The organism is Anoxybacteroides tepidamans (assembly GCF_014201465.1).
Classification (GTDB): domain Bacteria; phylum Bacillota; class Bacilli; order Bacillales; family Anoxybacillaceae; genus Anoxybacteroides; species Anoxybacteroides tepidamans.
Genome location: NZ_JACHEP010000007.1, coordinates 63,151 through 80,952 on the forward strand (window position 1 = coordinate 63,151; position 17,802 = coordinate 80,952).

A 17,802-nucleotide genomic window follows, 5' to 3' on the forward strand; every position below is an offset into this window, starting at 1 on the left:
ATAAACCACGATATAAATGCTAATAAAAAATCATTACATGTTTGAAAAATTTGAAAATTCACACTCGTGTTGTCTAATGTATGAAAGAACAAGGCACGAACGACCGCGCACCTTGTTCTTTATTGTTTCAAGCGGATACAAGCCCATACCCTCTAATCTTTATTGAGCTACTTTGCTATGTTCGACAAGGAAATCGACGACTTTGCGAAATTTCACATCTTCTTTTACGAGGTCAAGGCTGCCGAGAAGCTCTTTAATTTTCTCGACTGTTAAGTTGTAAGTTTCTGCCATTTTCTCAAGTTCTGCATTGACTTCTTCGTCTGTTGCCTCAATGTTTTCTGCTTTCGCAATCGCTTCTAACGTTAAAGAAATGCGTACGCGCTTTTCAGCATCTTCTTTCATTTGCTCGCGCAACGCTGCTTCATCTTGACCTGAGAATTGGTAATAAAGGTTAAGATTTAATCCTTGCATTTGCAAGCGTTGGTCAAATTCACGCAACATGCGGTCTGTTTCGTTTTTAACCATCGCTTCAGGGATATCGATTTCTGCGTTTTCTGCTGCTTTTTCAACGACTGCGTCGCGAAGTGCTGCTTCTGCTTCTTTTTTTCTTGTTTCTTCTAATCTCGTGCGGATTTTTTCTTTTAATTGCTCAAGCGTTTCGACGTCTTCTTCCACATCTTTTGCAAATTCATCATCAAGCGCTGGAAGTTGCTTTGTTTTTACTTCATGTACTTTAATTTTGAATGTTGCAGGTTTTCCCGCCAACGCTTCCGCATGGTATTCTTCAGGGAATGTGACTTCAATGTCTTTTTCTGCCCCTGCTTCTAAGCCGATTAACTGTTCTTCAAAACCAGGGATGAACGTGCCAGAGCCGATGACAAGCGAATAGTTTTCCGCTTTTCCGCCTTCGAATGGCTCACCATTGACAAAGCCTTCAAAGTCGATAACCGCTGTGTCGCCTTCTTCGATTTTACCATCTTCTTTTACAACGAGTTCTGCATAATTTTCTTGAAGGCGTTTTAATTCGTTTTCCACATCTTCTTCTGTTACCGTATCATCTAATTTTTCAACTTCAAGTTCTTTATATTGTCCTAATTTCACTTCTGGCTTGACTGTAACTTTCGCCGTGAAAATTAAGCTTTTTCCTTTCTCCATTTGCTCAACGTCGATTTGTGGATAATCAACAGGTTCAATTCCTGTTTCTTCGACAGCTTTTGCATAAGCTTCTGGCAATAAAATATCAAGCGCATCTTGGTATAACGCTTCTACGCCAAAACGTTTTTCAAATAAAGAACGAGGAACTTTCCCTTTTCGGAATCCTGGAATGCTAATGTTTTTTACCACTTTTTTAAATGCAGCGTCCAAACCTTGATTGACTTTTTCCGCATCTACTTCAACGGTAAGAACGCCTTCGTTCCCTTCTAGCTTTTCCCATTTCGTTACCATACTTTTCCCTCCAACAAAAAATCAATCTAGATCATGAACGCTTGTCCAACGGTCACGATCAACTTCGCATATATGTAATGATACAAAGATATACGTAATACAACCATTATATTATAACATACAATAGCTATGTTTCAATATAAAGAGCAGATTAAATAAAAGAAATTTTTTCTATTTCATAGAGTTTTTTGCAAAGGGGTTCCACTTCTTTAACGCTTACACCGTAACGTTCAACGATTTCTTCGTTTTGCACCTTGAGCCCTTGCAGCCGGCATGATGCAACGTGAAGGGCAGCCGTCCATTTTTCGCAACATACAGGAAATGGATTGAACGGATATAACACATATACGTAACGAAGCCAAATGTGTGAAGCAGTTTCGTACAAACTCGGATTATCATTCGCTAAAATGCGCTCAAGCTGTTTTAGAACGTTTGCCGCAAATGCTGTTTCCGTCGATTCATCAAGCTCGGCAGGAATGACCGTCATCGTATTTCCGAATTTGCAAACGGTGACCGATTCGTTAATTTGTTGGGCGGTCAACAACCGAAGCAGCATCGTTTTGACCGTCGGATGATTGTCCACATTGGCTAAATATTGTTTGACAAGCGGCAAAAACGGGATGATCGGTTCATGTTCAAGTTGTTTAATCGCTTGTAGCTGATCGGCCACATTGTTCGATTCAAGCAACCGGCGAATTTTTTGATCATCGAAAGCAGGCAGCGGGCGTTGGCTCATCTTTTGACTAAACTGAAGCAATTGAACAAAATGCTCCCGAATGGATGGAGAAAGGTGCCGCTTTTGCAAAAACGTCTGTATGATTGCTTCTGCTTCAGCATACTGCTGCAAATGAATCAAAATCGACAAATAAATTTGCAAAATTTGAATATCATATTCTTTTTGTTCTTGAAGTAGACGTTGGCATCGTTTTTTCGCTTCTTCCCATTCTCCAAGCTCGAATAAGCACACAACCACGCTAAGTTCTATTTCTGGACCATTCGGCTTCAGCTCATCTGCTTCATAAAAAAAACGAAGTGCTTTTTCATACTGCTTTTCTTGCAATGCTTCTAAACCTTTTTCTAGCAATCGCTCTCTTAAATTTGGAAATGGAATAATATTATTTTTCTTCATATTCATTCACCGTAATCCAATTTGTTTATCAGTATACCAATGTTCTAATAAAAAAGCCAACTCCATTAAGATAGAGCTGGCTTTTTTCGTTTACGAAATGAAATGATGTTTCTTTTCATATTCAACGATATACGGTTCATATACAAATGTTAAATCAATTTCGTCCCAGCCTTTTAACAACAGCTGTTTTCGGTATGGATCGATCTCAAATGTCCGGTCAAACCCGTTTTCATCATACACGCGCTGCTCCTCAAGGGAAATGGTCAATTCGTAATCTACACGCTTGCTTTGTTGTAAAAGATAATCGACATCTTGTTTAGTGAGTCGAATCGGCAATAGCCCGTTTTTCAAACAGTTGTTGTAAAAAATATCGGCAAACGATGGAGCGATTACCGCTTTAAATCCGTAATCTTGCAACGCCCACGGCGCATGCTCCCGCGAGGAGCCACAGCCAAAATTTTCATTGGCAACAAGAATGGTCGCTCCTTCGTTTTCGGGACGGTTCAATTCAAAATCAGGATTAGGCTTTCCGTCAGCGAGATAACGCCAATCGTAAAATAAAAACTTGCCAAACCCTGTCCGCTCAATCCGTTTTAAAAATTGTTTTGGAATAATTTGGTCTGTGTCGATATTGGCGCGGTCAAGTCCCGCGACTTTTCCTGTATGAATCGTAAATGGTTGCACGTCTTTCCCCCCTTATCGAACAGGTTCGATTTGCAGTTTTCGAACATCGACAAACCGACCGTAAATGGCTGCTGCAGCTGCCATTTTTGGACTCACTAAATGTGTTCTTGCACCTTTTCCTTGTCTTCCTTCAAAATTGCGGTTGGACGTTGAAGCACAATGCTCCCCCTCCGGCACTGTATCCGGATTCATTCCTAGACACATGCTGCAACCGGAATCACGCCACTCAAAACCAGCATCAATAAAAATTTGCGCCAATCCTTCTTTTTCTGCTTTCTGCTTTACTTGTTGCGAGCCAGGAACAACAAGCGCCCGCACGCCTGGTGCAACTTTCTTTCCTTTCACAATTTCGGCCGCCGCCCGCAAATCGCTAATGCGCGAATTCGTACATGAACCGATAAACACATGTTGCACATTAATGTCTGTAATCGGCATACCTGGTTTAAGCCCCATATATTGCAAGGCAAGCTGCACCGCTTTTCGTTCGGTTTCATTCGCAAAGTCGTCCGGATGCGGTACCGTTCCGTCAACTGGTGCGCTCATTCCTGGCGTTGTTCCCCATGTGACCATCGGGGAGATCGTCGAAGCATCGATCTCAATCGTTTTATCATATGTCGCTCCCTCATCGGTGGCAAGCTTTCGCCAACGCTCCACTGCTTTTTCAAATTCTTCTCCTTTTGGTGCGTATTTTCGGCCGCGCAAATATTCAAACGTTGTTTCGTCCGGGCTCACTAAACCAGCGCGCGCCCCCGCCTCAATTGCCATATTGCAAATTGTCATCCGCTCTTCCATCGACATGTTGCGAATCGTATCACCAGTGAACTCAATAACATATCCTGTTCCGACATCGACACCATAGCGATGAATAATCGCTAAAATCACATCTTTCGCCGTAACCCCATCGCCTAAACGTCCCGAAACGCGGATTTGTAGCGTTTTCGGCCGGTGTTGCCATAACGTTTGTGTCGCGAGCACATGCTCCACTTCGCTCGTTCCGATTCCGAAAGCAAGCGCGCCAAATGCTCCGTGCGTCGATGTATGGCTATCTCCGCAAACGATCGTTTTCCCGGGCTGCGTCAATCCAAGTTCAGGTCCGATGACATGGACGATTCCTTGTTCAGAACTGTATAAATCAGCAAGCGGAATCGAAAACTCTTGGCAATTCTTCTCTAATGCCGTGATCTGATTTCGCGCGATTTCATCTTCAATGACAAAACGGTTCACAGTCGGAACGTTATGATCCATCGTCGCGAAAGTTAAATCAGGGCGGCGCACTTTCCGCCCTTTTTGCCTCAACCCTTCAAATGCTTGCGGAGAGGTGACTTCATGCACTAAATGTAAATCAATATATAATAAATCCGGTTTTCCTTCTTCGCGATACACCACATGGTTTTCCCAAATTTTTTCAATAATCGTTTTCGGCTTCATATGCTCCACCTCTCTTTTGAACGAATATTTGTGCATTTTTTCACAACTAATTTTGATCGCTCATTGAACGCGAATGATCATCAACACTTTCTTACGCATAGACTTCCATAATATTTAAAATTGCCCCATCATCGAGAATCGTTGCTTTGATTTCATCCACCATTTCTTTCGTCGAAACAATGCGCTGGCCTTTTTTTGCTACATCTGCTGTACGATAGCCAGATGCTAGCACTTGCTGCACCGCTTTTTCGATAGCGACGGCTTCCAGATGAAGGCCAAACGATAAACGAAGCATCATCGCACTCGATAAAATCGTTGCAATTGGATTTGCTTTATTTTGTCCGGCAATATCTGGAGCGGAACCGTGAATCGGTTCATATAAACTTGGACCGGATGTTGATAAGCTTGCGGATGGCAACATACCAAGCGATCCTGTTAACATGGACGCTTCATCACTCAAAATGTCGCCAAACATATTTTCCGTCACTAACACATCAAATTGTTTCGGATTGCGAATAAGCTGCATCGCTGCATTATCGACAAGCATATGTTCTAGCTCTACATCTGGAAAATCGCGAGCTACTTCTTCTGCGATTTCACGCCACATTCGGCTCGATTCAAGGACGTTTGCTTTATCAACAGATGTCACTTTCTTCTTTCTTTTTCTTGCTAGCTCAAACGCAGTCGTGATAATCCGTTTAATCTCTTCCCGTTTATAAAGAAGCGTATCAACGACAATTTCTTCTCCGTCTTCCATGCGGCGACCGCTCGGCTTCCCGAAATATAGACCGCCTGTCAATTCTCTTACAATGAGTAAATCAACATCTTTGATCACATCTTCTTTTAAAGGAGAGGAGTCAATTAAACTGTCATAAAATTTCACTGGCCGTAAATTGGCGAATAAATTCATCTCTTTGCGAATCGCCAACAATCCTTTTTCCGGACGCAAATGCGGAGGATTTTGATCCCATTTTGGACCGCCGACCGCTCCGAGAAGAACGGCATCGCTTTGTCGGCACATATCAAGCGTTTCGTCTGGAAGCGGCGTTCCTTTTCGGTCAATCGCGTCACCACCAATCAATCCATACACAAATTCAAATTCATGTTCAAATCGTGTCGCGACCGCTTGTAAAATTTCCACAGCTCCCTTTGTCACTTCTTTTCCGATTCCATCTCCCGGCAATACGGCAATCCGATATGTTCCCATGTTGCTTCCCCTCCATTATCTAATAGCTACTTTTTGGTTTTCCTCTCGCATCTTCTCGATCATAAACACGCGATTGACAGCATTAATATACGCTTTCGCCGATGCCTCTAACACGTCTTGTGCCGTACCACGGCCGCTCGTTTCGATTTCGTTCGCGCGCACTTTGACAAATACTTGTGCAAGAGCATCCCTTCCACCGCTCACTGATTCAATTCGATAGTCTAATAGAGTTACATCTGTTTGGAAGCAACGCTCTAACGTGTTATACAGCGCTTCAACACTTCCGGATCCTGTTGCCGCTTCTTGAATTTCGTTTCCTTGTCCGTCCGTCAATACGACAACTGCCGTCGGAATTTGATTTGTTCCGTATTGAACTTGAATCGAAGAAAGCTGATAAAACTCTTTGAAATGATCGAACTTTTCCTCGAAAATCAAGGCCACTAAATCATCATCTGTAATATCTTTTTTCTTATCGGCCAACTCTTTGAAGCGGACAAACAATTTATTAATTTCTTCTTCCGATAAGGTGTAGCCAAGTTCTTCGACACGGTTGCGCAATGCATGGCGGCCAGAATGTTTCCCTAATACCATCGAGTTTGACTGCACTCCAACAAGTTCCGGCGAAATAATTTCGTACGTCGTTTTTTCTTTTAACACCCCGTCTTGATGAATACCTGATTCGTGAGCGAAAGCGTTTTTTCCAACGACCGCTTTATTGGCTGGAATAACCATGCCGGTTAGTTTGCTAACTAAGTTGCTCGTACGTTTAATTTCTTGCAAATTCAAACGGGTTGTTGCATTGTAATAATCTTTGCGAATATAGAGCGCCACCGCGATTTCTTCAAGCGCTGCGTTTCCGGCCCGTTCGCCAATTCCGTTAATCGTTCCTTCGATTTGCGTCGCACCGTGCTCAATCGCAGCGAGCGAATTCGCCACCGCCATTCCTAAATCATCATGGCAATGGGCTGATAGCGATACTTTCTCAATGTTCTGAACATTATTTTTTAGAAACGTGAAAATCTCGCCATATTCTTTCGGTGTAATATATCCGACTGTATCTGGAATGTTAATAACGCTTGCTCCTGCTTCAATCACTTTTGAAATAATTTCAGCTAAAAACGGGAGTTCACTGCGACAAGCATCTTCTGCCGACCATTGCACGATCGGAAAATAACGTTTCGCATATTTCACCGCAGAAACGGCTGCTTCAATCACTTGCTCCGGCGTCATCCGCAATTTATGCGCCATATGAATCGGAGAAGTTGCAATGAATAAGTGCAAGCGCGGCTCCGCTCCGCCTTTTAATGCTTCCCACGCTGCATCGATATCGCTCTGAACCGAGCGAGAAAGCCCGGTCACAGAGCACCCTTTAATCGTTTCAGCAATTTGTTTGACCGCTTGAAAGTCCCCTTTTGAAGCTGCTGGAAATCCTGCTTCGATAATGTCAACACCGAGACGTTCAAGCTGGCGAGCGATTTCTAGCTTTTCGTGCAAATTCAAATTCACACCAGCTGACTGCTCTCCATCGCGCAACGTCGTATCAAAAATATTAATTTTTCGCACTAGAGACCACCACATCTTTCTGTTTTGCCTTCACAAACGGCATCATACTTCTCAATTCACGACCAACTACTTCGATCAAATGTTCATTTTCTCTTCTGTTAATTGCATTAAACTCTGGGCGATTCGCTTGGTTTTCTAAAATCCAACCTTTCGCAAACTTGCCGGTTTGAATGTCTTCAAGCACTTTTTTCATCTCCGCTTTAACGGAATCGTTAATCACGCGCGGACCGGAGATAAAGTCACCCCATTGCGCCGTATCGGAAATGGAATAACGCATCCACGAAAGGCCGCCTTCATATAGAAGGTCAACGATGAGCTTCAACTCATGCAAACATTCAAAATAAGCAACTTCTGGCTGATAACCAGCTTCAACAAGCGTTTCGAATCCGGCTTTTACAAGCGAGGTCAAACCGCCGCATAATACCGCTTGTTCGCCAAACAAATCGGTTTCTGTTTCTTCTTTGAACGTTGTTTCCAACACGCCCGCTCTTGCAGAGCCGATCGCTTTTGCATAAGCAAGCGCCGTTTCTTTCGCTGTACCTGTTACATCTTGGTAAACAGCGATAAGCGCCGGTACGCCGGCACCTTCTGTATACGTGCGGCGCACTAAATGCCCTGGCCCTTTCGGCGCCACAAGGAAAACATCGACATCTGCCGGTGGAACGATTTGATTAAAATGAATGTTAAATCCATGCGCAAATACTAGAGCATTGCCCGGCTGCAGTTCCGGTTCGATTTCTTCTTTATATACAGTTGGTTGTTTTTCATCTGGAAGCAAAATCATTACAATATCTGCTTCTCTCGCTGCTTCGCGAACGGTGCAGACTTGGAACCCATCTTTTTCTGCTTGTTCCCATGATTTTCCTGGGCGAAGCCCGACGATGACGTTTACCCCGCTGTCGCGAAGGTTTTGCGCATGTGCGTGACCTTGAGAACCATATCCGATAATTGCTACTGTTTTTGATTGTAAATATTGTTCGTTTGCATCTCCGTTATAATAAACTTTTGCCATGATGAATCTCTCCTTTTTAAATAATGAATGGTGTTTTATATGAAGCGGCTGTTTTTTGGGAGCCGCGTGTAAATGCTGTTGTTCCTGTTCGCGCCACTTCTTTAATGCCATAAGGCTTCAATAAATCGATAAGCGCTTCGACTTTTTCCGGTTCCCCTGTCACTTGAACGACGAGGCTTTCACGGCTCACATCGACAATAGAAGCACGGAACGGCTCGATGAGCGTATAAATTTCCTGACGTACCGCCGGAGCCGCCGACACTTTAATTAGTGCCAGCTCTCTGGCGACAATCGCCTGATCGGTAATATCATTTACTTTTAGCACATCAATTTGCTTATTCAGCTGCTTCGTAATTTGTTCGGCGGTACGCTCATCTTCGACATTGACGACGAACGTCATCCGCGAAATGCCTTCAATTTCGGTATGTCCAACCGTAATGCTTTCAATATTGTAATGACGTTTCGTAAACAAGCCAGTAATGCGATTCAGCACGCCGGGACGGTTGTTCACCGTCATTGTAATGATTCTTCGCACGGTTTCACCCCCACCATTTCATGCAATCCTTTTCCAGGCGCCACCATTGGATATACGTTTTCGTCGGCTTTCACGTGAAAATCTAGCAGTACAGGTTCTTTAAGCGAAAAAGCTTGTTTTAACACGTTTACCGCTTCTTCTTCTGTTTTTGCCCGAAACGCTTTAATGTTGTAGGCTTCAGCTAATTTTACAAAATCAGGCTGATTCGGAATGAGCGAGTGCGAATACCGTTTTTCATAAAAGAGCTGTTGCCATTGCCGAACCATGCCAAGCGATTGGTTGTTGACGATGACCACTTTGATTGGCAAGTTCAATTCTTGAATGACGGATAGCTCTTGCAACGTCATTTGAAATCCCGCGTCACCGACAATCGAAACAACCGTCGCATTTTTGTCTGCTAGCTGTGCTCCGATCGCTGCCGGAAGTCCGAATCCCATCGTCCCGAGCCCTCCTGACGTTACCCAGCGATGCGGCTTATTAAATTTATAGTATTGCGCCGCCCACATTTGATGCTGTCCAACGTCTGTCGTTACGATCGCTTCGCCGTTCGTTAGTTCATAAATCATTTCGATTAATTTTTGCGGTTTGACTGTTTGCGCATCATTTTGATAAGCGAGCGGAAATTTCATTTTCCATTCATTTAACTGCGCAAGCCATGCAGCCGTATCCGCCGGTTTTCCTTCTTGATGAACCAATTCTTTTAATGCCTCTTTTGCATCGCTTACAATTGGAATTTTCGTCGGTACATTTTTACCAATTTCCGCCGGATCGATATCGATATGAGCTACCGTCGCGTTCGGAGCAAAATATTTTAAATTTCCGGTGACGCGGTCATCGAAGCGCGCTCCAATATTGATCAACAAGTCGCATTCATATAAAGCCATGTTGGCCGTATACGTGCCGTGCATTCCCGCCATGCCGAGAAATAGCGGGTGGTCTGCCGGAAATCCGCCAAGCCCTAGCAGCGTATGAATGACCGGAATGTTTTGTTGTTCTGCGTATTGCTGTAACTCTTTAGAGGCGTTCGCATGGAGCACGCCGGCACCGGCTAAAATGACAGGTTTTTTTGCTTGGCTGACCGCTTCTACTAGCTTGCGAATTTGCAAATGGTTCGGATGAATCGTTGGCTGATATCCTGGAAGTTGAACGTCTTGCTCGTAGTCAAATTCTCCTTCCAACGTTGTCATATCTTTCGGAATGTCAATTAATACAGGGCCAGGTCGACCCGTCGTGGCAATGTGAAACGCTTCTTTAATGATTTTCGGCAACTCTTGAATGTCGCGAACTTGATAGCTATGTTTCGTGATCGGCATCGTAATTCCTAAAATATCTGCTTCTTGAAATGCATCTGAACCGATCACACTTGATGCTACTTGTCCTGTAAAGACAACGAGCGGAAGCGAATCCATCATCGCATCAGTTAACCCTGTCACAATGTTTGTTGCGCCCGGTCCAGATGTTGCAATAACAACTCCTGGTTTTCCAGAAATGCGCGCATATCCTTCAGCGGCATGAATCGCTCCTTGTTCATGGCGCGTTAAGACGTGGAAAAGACCTGAGTCGTATAGTTTGTCATAAATCGGTAATACAGCCCCGCCCGGATATCCAAAAATGACTTCAACTTTTTCCGCTTTTAATGCTTCAATAAGCATTAAAGCACCGCTTATTCTCGTCCTTTGTTTCCGTTTTTCCTCTACTTTCATGTTTGCCATTCGTCATCCTTCCTCCTTAAATTTTTCTAAACACTCTAAACACAATGAAAAAACCTTTTCACCCACCATGACCTGCAAATGCTAGGTCAAAGGGGCGAAAAGGTTTCCTTTCCGCGGTACCACCCTTCTTCATGGTCATTCGACCACCTCATGAGCTACCAATAAGGTTGCTCTTTTTAATAACGAGTGATCAACATTCACCCGGCCAACTCTACTAGCTGGTGCGTTCAAGTTGACGCTCAGAGGCGAGTTCATCAAGCGGCGGAATCACCGGTTTCCAGCTCCCCCGGCTCTCTGTAGATTCCTTTCCAGCTGATTACTTATCCTCTTCAACGCTTTCGCTTTATTTCATTGTCATCGTGCATATTAGCCAACGTTCGCATTCGTTTGATATACTTTAACTCCTTCCGAAACGACGCGCTGTCTAAACGCTTCAAGCAGCCGCTTCGTATGAACGCCAGGAACGCCGTCACCAATTGTACGCCCGTCTACTTTTACGACCGCGATCACTTCCGCTGCCGTTCCTGTCAAAAACACTTCATCAGCCGTGTATACATCATGGCGAGTAAACGGCTCTTCTTTAACGACATAACCGAGTTCTTTCGCAATATCAATAATGGCATCACGCGTAATTCCTTCTAATGCTCCTACATATCCTGGCGGCGTATAAAGAACACCGTTTTTCACGATGAATACATTATCCGCGGATCCTTCCGCAACATAGCCTTGATCATTTAACATTAGCGCTTCGCTAACGTTTGCTAAATGAGCCTCGATTCGAACAAGAACGTTATTTAAATAGTTCAACGACTTGACTTTCGGGCTAAGAACGTCTGGACGATTTCTTCTCGTCGCTACTGTCACCACTTCGATTCCTGTTTCATATAAATGTTTCGGGAAAATCGCCAGCGGTTCTACAATAATTACGACTTGAGGCTTTGGACATTTATATGGATCGAGACCTAAATCACCGACACCTCGAGAAACAACAACGCGGATATAAGCGTCTTGAAACTGGTTTTTCCGAACAGCTTGCACAATTAAATCTGTCATTTCTTCTTTTGTGTAAGGGATGTTTAATAAAATGGACTTCGCTGAATTATACAAACGATCAATATGTTCTTTCAACCGAAAGACGTTGCCGCTGTAGACGCGAATTCCCTCGAACACCCCGTCTCCGTACAAAAAACCGTGATCATAAACAGAAATTTTTGCATTTTCCTTCGTCACAAACTCGTCGTTTAAAAAGATCCATTGCTCGCTCAATGTTTTTCCCCTCTTCCCTTGCTAAGTGCACCCTCTTCAGTAAATGTATCCTTATTTGATTCGTTTGATTTATTTGAAAATTATAATAAGCCCAAAATAAGGAAGAGTCAATACTATTTTTCGAATATTTTGATTCATCAAAAACTTTGTATACGCTTACATTATGATAATATCAAGGGATGAGTGGAGAAAAAATTTTTTTGAATTCGATCAAAAGCGCAATTTTTTCCAATAAAAAAGCCCTCTTTCCTTTGTATGGAAAGAGGGTTTCATGAACGTCCCAGGAGAGATTCGAACTCCCGACCGACGGCTTAGAAGGCCGCTGCTCTATCCAGCTGAGCTACTGGGACATAGTATAAACGTAATCTAAATTTCTCGCACATTGCTTGTTTTTCCGCCGTCCCGCACTCAGTATGCTTATCCAAGAAACGGCTCGCGCGGTACGCTGTTGCATATTCAATGAGGCGAATTCGGACGTGCTCTATCGAGTTGTGTCCCTTCCTCTTCTCACCCGTTCGCAGAAGCCTAATGCATCGGGACAACTCGCAGCTATTTCACCGATGCTTCGCTCGTCGCTACTGGGACATAGTCATCAAAGACAGTTTTTATTATACGGAAGGAGGGAGATAAAGTCAATAAGAGCGGGAATGGTTTCCCGCTCAAAACGTGAATGATTTCGCCAAGTCTAGAACTTCTTGTCCGTCGATAATGTCATAAAATTGAACTGTGGCTTGTCCATTTTCGATTTGCAACAATGCATACGTTCTTTCTTTTCTCATGCGCGGTAAAAGAATGCTGCCTGGGTTAATGAATAAAACACCGTTAATCATCTCCGCTCCTGCAATATGCGAATGGCCGAAACAGACGATTTTTGCTCCAACTTCTTGCGCGCGATAGTAAAGGTTCATCAACGTCATTTTCACATTGTAAAGATGACCGTGTGTAATGAAAAAGCGAATTTCTTGAATTTCTTCCGTTCGTTCCTTTTGGAAATCTTCATAAAAATCACAATTTCCTCCTACATATAAAAAATCTTCTAATTCGACACAACCGCTCGACAACTCCGAATCGCCGCAATGAATGAACGCATCCACTTCATGAGCATGACGCTGTTTGATCTCGATCAGTTCGTCTATCAGCCCATGGCTGTCGCTTACAATGAGTACTTTCATATGTTCTTACTCTCCCCATTCATGATTTTCTCCCACTGCTTCTCTAGTTTCGTTAGCGCATCAGCGCGATGGCTTATTTTGTTTTTTTCTTCTTTTGGCAACTCTGCCATTGTTTTTTCTTTTTGTGGAACGTAAAAAATCGGATCGTATCCAAACCCATTTTCTCCTCTTGGCGCATCTGTTATATACCCTGCACACGTCCCTTCGACAACGACCGTCCTTTCGTTAGGGACAGCAACCGCGAGCGCACAATGAAAACGAGCTGTTCGTTTTGCAAACGGGATTCCTTCCATTTCTTTTAACACTTTCGCGATGTTTGCTTGATCATCTTTTTCCTCTCCCGCATAGCGCGCCGAATAAACTCCTGGTCTCCCGTCGAGCGCATCAATCGAAAGACCTGAATCATCCGCAATGACTGTTCGTTGAAAATACGAAGCGATTGTTTCCGCTTTTAATCGTGCGTTTTCTGCAAATGTACTTCCCGTTTCTTCGACATCAGGGCAGTCTGGAAAATCAAGCAATGTCTTTACCTTTACTCCCTTTTTCTCAAGCAATGCTTGAAACTCTCTTGCTTTTCCGGCGTTTTTCGTTGCAATAATCACTTCTTTCATAACTTTTCCACACTTTCTGTTGAACGGTTTTGAATTTGCTCGGCCAGATGTCCTAACACTTGTTTTTGAACATCGATCAGCTGACGAATGCCTAATTCAGCTGTTTCTAGCAACTCATGAAGTTCATTGCGGGAAAACGTTGCTTCTTCACCCGTTCCTTGAATTTCGACAAAGCGACCAGATCCTGTCATGACGACATTCATATCGACTTTTGCTTGCGAATCTTCCACATAGTTTAAATCAAGGATCACACCATTCTGCGGATCAATGCCTACAGACGTCGCAGCGAGAAAATCCGTCACCGGAAGTTCACATATTTTGTTTTGTTCCATCAACTTGGAAAAGGCCAGTACCATCGCAACAAATGCCCCCGTGATCGATGCAGTGCGCGTGCCGCCATCCGCTTGAATGACATCGCAATCAATCCAAATCGTTTTCTCTCCAATTTTTTCTAAATCTACAACGGAACGAAGTACCCTGCCGATAAGGCGTTGGATTTCCATTGTTCTTCCCGACAACTTCCCTTTGCTCGATTCGCGGACGTTTCGTTGCTCGGTTGCGCGCGGCAGCATCGCATACTCAGCCGTGATCCATCCTTTTCCGCCACCGCGCATAAACGGCGGGACTTTATCGTCGATGCTCGCAGTACAAATCACTTTCGTATCACCGACTGTAATCAATACAGACCCTTCCGCATGTTTAATAAAATGCGTTTCAATATGTACTGGTCGTAGCTGCTTATTTTCTCTTCCGTCAACTCGCATAAAAAGCCTCCTTAATGCAGTGCCCAAAATAAATAACAAAGAGGTAGATCAGTCTACCTCTTTTTATACCATAGTATAACATTAAAAACTACCTGTATTCACATTTTCTGGTCTTGTTACCGGTTCAGAAAGCGCCTTTCCATCTTCTCTGACAAGATCGGCTTTTCCATTCACCGTAATCGCCACGCTTTCAACCCCTTTTTGTTCTGTTAGCGATAAAACGAGAGCGTTCAACACGTGCTCAGAAATGACATGTTGCTTATTGCTGCCATAAATGGCATCGTTAAAATTTAACGTTACTTTTCCATCTTCGTATGTTGGCTCGCCAACTAGTTGAGCATCCGGCTGAAAATCGCTGACAAGCCCGCTTCCATAAGTCGGCCCTTTAATTAATTCATTCACTGCTGCAGCAATATCATTTTGTTGTTTGTTCGGAATGCGGCGTGTGACTGGTACGTAATACGTTTGCTCGCCTTGCTGTGCGACAAAATAGACGATAATCGGATGCGTGTTCGTAATATCCACAACACCGCTTGTGTCAATATTGATACCATCTTCTCGGCTCACTCCATCTTGAATCGGTGTGCCGTTTACCGGCATTACCGTTTGATCGTAGCCGTTAATGCGGATTTTCACTTTTTTGATATTTCCAAATTGTGTTAATGTCCACGTAATTGCTTCTAAAATTTTCTTTTCATCTTCTCGTTTATAACGGGCAAACTCCGGAGAAAAATCAACAATAATCGTTCCATCTTTTTCAAGCTTCACTCCTAATATACGGGTATCAGCTGGGAGTACGGCACGGAAACCGTTTGGCAGCATTTCTGTGACAGGCCCTCCCTCTACTAAATATTCTAATGCTTGCTTAGCAACTGCATCTGTTTTTGGCAATGAGAGCGTTTGCGGCACAACGAATCCGTTTTGGTCAATTAAGTAAAGCTCCCGCTTAACTGTTTCAGTTGCTTGCGCCTCGTTTGATGCTTGAGCTGTATTTTCTTTTGATTGTTGTAGCGACTCTCCGTCTTTCAAATAGCTAACATCTTGCGGTGGATCGATTTCTTTAATCGCTTGATCTTTTTTAAACAACCCGCAGCCACTAAGCAATAAGACCGAAACGAAAATGGATGTAACTAGCTTAGATGTTCGCCGATTTAACATCAATTCCCCTCCTAACAATAGTTTGTACTACTATGTATACGAGCCGGTTAAAAAAATAGAATAAAAAAATCCTCCAGCCATATAGCTGAAGGATTTTTTATAACTCGATCGTATGAACGTTCTCAATCGGCTGACCAAACCATTGAGAAGCAATTTTTTGAAATAATTCTTTCGGTCCAGTTGTCAAGAAGAGATGGTCATCGCGCCGTTTCCCCGTATTCAATAAACCGCTATGATGCAAAATAGCGCTGACTTCGCGGGCGGTTTCATCTCCAGAACAAATTAACTTCACTTTTTTCCCCATATATTCGCGAATTAACGGACTTAATAGCGGGTAATGTGTGCAGCCTAAAATCAACACGTCAATGCCGCTTGATTTCAATGGCTCAAGCGACTCCGCCACAATTTGTTTCGCTTCGTCTCCGTCAAAAATTCCGCTTTCAACAAGCGGAACAAATTTTGGACAAGCTAAACTTTCCACATGAACTTGATTGTTAATCGATTTCAGCGCTTTTTCATACGCTCGGCTTTTCACCGTTCCAATGGTGCCGATCACGCCGATCTGTTCATTTTTCGTTACTTTTAACGCCGCCCGTGCGCCTGGATGCACAACGCCTACCACAGGAATATCGAGCCGCTCGCGAATTTCTTCTAATACAACCGCTGTAGCTGTATTGCATGCAATGACGAGCATTTTAATATCGTACTGCAACAAATAATTCGTCATTTCCCATGTAAATTGACGAATTTCCTCTTCTGGACGCGGACCATACGGACATCGCGCTGTGTCTCCAAGATAAATAATTCTCTCTTTTGGCAACTGTCGCATCATTTCTTTTGCAACAGTAAGCCCTCCAACTCCTGAATCGATAACACCAATTGGTCTTTCCAAGTGATCGCCTCATTCTTTTTTCATTTCTTGATGTAATTTTTTTAAGCATTTTTCTAAAAAGACAATCTCCTCTTCTGAGAAGCTTTGCAAAACTTGAGCGAAATTGTGGTAGGGTGATCGGATAATTCGTTAAAATCTCCCGGCCTTTTTGTTTTAAAATTGCGGCAATGTAACGCAGCGATTTTTCAAGTTCAATGACAGCTTTTTCATTGATCACAAACGGCATACAATCTCACCGATCATGCACTTGCATATTTTTCATCAACAGGCAGGCAAAACGCGAACCATTTTCATTTTACTACACTTCACCGTATAATCAATAAAAAAATCCTCTCACAATAATAAACCGGCTACCTTATCGCTAAGGATAGCCGGTATTACTTATAGTTCAAGCTCCCCCATTCGAAGCAATTCAATGACCGCTTGAGAGCGCCCCTTTACTCCAAGCTTTTGCATGGCGTTCGAAATGTGATTGCGAACCGTTTTTTCGCTAATAAATAGCTCACTGGCGATCTCTTTTGTTGTCTTATCTTGAACTAATAATTCAAATACTTCTCTTTCTCTTTTCGTGAGTAATGGCTTTGATTGAAACGATTTGTCTTTCAAGTACGATAACCCTCCTTGCTTTAGCCAGACCTAAACTACCGGATGGGTATTTATTCACCATATAGTATGTGAAACGGAGGGGTACGGTGACAAAAATTCGCGACATTTCTAGAAAAATAGGTATTTTTCTAAACAAATGAAACAGATTGCGAATGTTGGAGTTTTTGTCGCATTTCGTCGTTCCATGGGACGCCTTTTCCTGTATGCTTGTTAATTTGCACAAGAGCACCACGACCGACTAATACGATCTCTTTGTTATCTTTTTTGGCCATATAATGCAAATCGATGGATGAGCGGCCAATTTTGTGTACTTTTGCATACATATACAGCTCATCATTGAAAAACACTTGTTTCAAAAAGTCGCACTTCAAATCAGCAACAACCGGAATTTCATTTGATTGCTCATTCGTCCATTGATCCATAAAACCAAGCGCTTTTAAAAACTCGGTCCGCACTTCTTCAAAGTAAACAAATGGAACGGTATTATTTAAATGTCCGAACATGTCCGTTTCGCAAAAACGTACTTTAATGCGGCGAAAAAAACGAAACGACCGTTGCCATTCTTCAAAGTTATCGATGTAATCAATGTTTTTCATGAATCTCTCCCCTTATAATAA

The 17,802-nt window shown here is 43.1% G+C and carries 17 protein-coding genes, 1 tRNA gene, 1 pseudogene and 1 other annotated feature; all 19 genes and pseudogenes read right to left on the bottom strand.

Translation table 11 applies throughout. The features are described 5' to 3' along the window. Nucleotides 1-159: 159 nt before the first annotated feature. The 19 genes and pseudogenes from tig to HNQ34_RS08360 all read right to left on the bottom strand — a co-directional run bounded on the left by tig (nucleotide 160) and on the right by HNQ34_RS08360 (nucleotide 17,781). A complete protein-coding gene (gene tig / locus HNQ34_RS08275) occupies nucleotides 160-1,446 on the bottom strand; it encodes a trigger factor (RefSeq protein WP_183253465.1) in 1,287 nt (428 codons plus the stop codon). Between the two features lie 151 nt (nucleotides 1,447-1,597). Continuing rightward, entirely contained in the window at nucleotides 1,598-2,575 is a 978-nt protein-coding gene (locus HNQ34_RS08280) for a tetratricopeptide repeat protein (protein ID WP_246363966.1), read from the bottom strand. 90 nt (nucleotides 2,576-2,665) lie between these two features. Further along, nucleotides 2,666-3,259: a 3-isopropylmalate dehydratase small subunit gene (gene leuD, locus HNQ34_RS08285; RefSeq protein ID WP_183253469.1), complete on the bottom strand. Its 594-nt coding sequence runs from the start codon at nucleotides 3,257-3,259 to the stop codon at nucleotides 2,666-2,668. Nucleotides 3,260-3,271: 12 nt separating this feature from the next. Then, nucleotides 3,272-4,687, bottom strand: a complete 1,416-nt coding sequence (gene leuC, locus HNQ34_RS08290) for a 3-isopropylmalate dehydratase large subunit (protein ID WP_183253471.1) — start codon at nucleotides 4,685-4,687, stop codon at nucleotides 3,272-3,274. 91 nt (nucleotides 4,688-4,778) lie between these two features. Continuing rightward, the gene (leuB, locus tag HNQ34_RS08295; RefSeq protein ID WP_183253473.1) at nucleotides 4,779-5,894 is read right to left on the bottom strand and encodes a 3-isopropylmalate dehydrogenase; all 1,116 of its coding nucleotides are present in this window, start codon (nucleotides 5,892-5,894) and stop codon (nucleotides 4,779-4,781) included. Nucleotides 5,895-5,909: 15 nt separating this feature from the next. Then, a complete protein-coding gene (locus HNQ34_RS08300; RefSeq protein ID WP_183253475.1) occupies nucleotides 5,910-7,457 on the bottom strand; it encodes a 2-isopropylmalate synthase in 1,548 nt (515 codons plus the stop codon). Continuing rightward, nucleotides 7,444-8,469: a ketol-acid reductoisomerase gene (ilvC, locus tag HNQ34_RS08305; protein WP_183253477.1), complete on the bottom strand. Its 1,026-nt coding sequence runs from the start codon at nucleotides 8,467-8,469 to the stop codon at nucleotides 7,444-7,446. The genes HNQ34_RS08300 and ilvC overlap by 14 nt, the downstream gene beginning before the upstream one ends. A gap of 16 nt (nucleotides 8,470-8,485) precedes the next feature. Further along, nucleotides 8,486-9,004, bottom strand: coding sequence for an acetolactate synthase small subunit (gene ilvN, locus HNQ34_RS08310; RefSeq protein WP_183253479.1), 519 nt, complete (start codon nucleotides 9,002-9,004; stop codon nucleotides 8,486-8,488). After that, nucleotides 8,983-10,716, bottom strand: coding sequence for an acetolactate synthase large subunit (ilvB, locus tag HNQ34_RS08315; RefSeq protein WP_183253481.1), 1,734 nt, complete (start codon nucleotides 10,714-10,716; stop codon nucleotides 8,983-8,985). The genes ilvN and ilvB overlap by 22 nt, the downstream gene beginning before the upstream one ends. Before the next feature lie 87 nt (nucleotides 10,717-10,803). Then, nucleotides 10,804-11,058, bottom strand: a binding site (T-box leader). A gap of 24 nt (nucleotides 11,059-11,082) precedes the next feature. Then, the gene (ilvE, locus tag HNQ34_RS08320; RefSeq protein ID WP_183253483.1) at nucleotides 11,083-11,982 is read right to left on the bottom strand and encodes a branched-chain-amino-acid transaminase; all 900 of its coding nucleotides are present in this window, start codon (nucleotides 11,980-11,982) and stop codon (nucleotides 11,083-11,085) included. Nucleotides 11,983-12,258: 276 nt separating this feature from the next. After that, nucleotides 12,259-12,332 (bottom strand) — tRNA-Arg (locus HNQ34_RS08325). Nucleotides 12,333-12,641: 309 nt separating this feature from the next. Next, nucleotides 12,642-13,154, bottom strand: a complete 513-nt coding sequence (locus HNQ34_RS08330) for a metallophosphoesterase family protein (protein WP_183253485.1) — start codon at nucleotides 13,152-13,154, stop codon at nucleotides 12,642-12,644. Continuing rightward, a complete protein-coding gene (locus HNQ34_RS08335; RefSeq protein WP_183253487.1) occupies nucleotides 13,151-13,765 on the bottom strand; it encodes an XTP/dITP diphosphatase in 615 nt (204 codons plus the stop codon). Before HNQ34_RS08335 ends, HNQ34_RS08330 begins: the two co-directional genes overlap by 4 nt. After that, nucleotides 13,762-14,529, bottom strand: a complete 768-nt coding sequence (gene rph / locus HNQ34_RS08340) for a ribonuclease PH (protein ID WP_183253489.1) — start codon at nucleotides 14,527-14,529, stop codon at nucleotides 13,762-13,764. The genes HNQ34_RS08335 and rph overlap by 4 nt, the downstream gene beginning before the upstream one ends. A gap of 81 nt (nucleotides 14,530-14,610) precedes the next feature. Further along, on the bottom strand, nucleotides 14,611-15,687 hold the full coding sequence (locus HNQ34_RS08345) for a GerMN domain-containing protein (RefSeq protein WP_183253491.1): 1,077 nt from the start codon (nucleotides 15,685-15,687) through the stop codon (nucleotides 14,611-14,613). Nucleotides 15,688-15,784: 97 nt separating this feature from the next. Beyond that, entirely contained in the window at nucleotides 15,785-16,579 is a 795-nt protein-coding gene (gene racE, locus HNQ34_RS08350) for a glutamate racemase (RefSeq protein ID WP_183253493.1), read from the bottom strand. Nucleotides 16,580-16,588: 9 nt separating this feature from the next. Then, nucleotides 16,589-16,805 (bottom strand): annotated as a pseudogene (locus HNQ34_RS17790) (hypothetical protein). Between the two features lie 155 nt (nucleotides 16,806-16,960). Further along, entirely contained in the window at nucleotides 16,961-17,185 is a 225-nt protein-coding gene (gene gerE, locus HNQ34_RS08355; protein ID WP_183253495.1) for a spore germination transcription factor GerE, read from the bottom strand. A 128-nt stretch (nucleotides 17,186-17,313) separates the two neighbouring features. Next, the gene (locus tag HNQ34_RS08360; RefSeq protein ID WP_183253497.1) at nucleotides 17,314-17,781 is read right to left on the bottom strand and encodes an acyl-CoA thioesterase; all 468 of its coding nucleotides are present in this window, start codon (nucleotides 17,779-17,781) and stop codon (nucleotides 17,314-17,316) included. Nucleotides 17,782-17,802: the final 21 nt, after the last annotated feature.